This is a genomic window from Streptomyces sp. DH12 (genome assembly GCF_020873895.1).
In the GTDB taxonomy this organism is placed as follows: Bacteria; Actinomycetota; Actinomycetes; order Streptomycetales; family Streptomycetaceae; genus Streptomyces.
The window spans coordinates 1-492 of sequence record NZ_JAHWGT010000767.1; the positions used below are offsets into that span (position 1 = coordinate 1).

A 492-nucleotide genomic window follows, 5' to 3' on the forward strand; every position below is an offset into this window, starting at 1 on the left:
GATGTACCGCACCGGCCCAGGTCGCCGGTGCGGTACATCCGGGCGCCGCGCTCGCCGAACAGCGGCCCGAAGGGGTCGGCAACGAACCGTTCGGCGGTCAGCCCGGGGCGGCCGAGGTAGCCGCGGGCGACGCCGGGCCCGGCGATGTGGATCTCGCCGGTGACGCCGGGCGGCACGGGCCGCAGCCGCTCGTCGAGGACGTAGACGCGGGCCGCGCCGACCGGGCGGCCGATGGGCGGGGAGACCTCGCCGGTGACGGGGGCGCTCAGGGTGGCGCACACGGTGCTCTCGGTCAGACCGTAGGCGTTGACCAGGCGCCGGCCGGGGCCGAACCGGGCGGCCTGGCCGGGGGCGGTCGCGTCTCCGGCGACGATGAGGTCCGTGCCGGGAGGCAGGGCGCCGTCGGGCAGGGCGGGCAGGGCGCCGGGCGGCAGGGCGAGCAGCGTGACGCCCTGCTCGCGGACCAGGTCGGCGAGGCCGGGTCCTGGCAGC

General features: G+C 78.9%; 1 protein-coding gene. It reads right to left on the reverse strand.

Annotated features, from left to right (window positions below; all coding sequences use genetic code 11):
- Positions 1 to 492: AMP-binding protein (locus LPA54_RS36960; RefSeq protein WP_228984856.1), on the reverse strand; the 492-nt coding region annotated here is incomplete at both ends.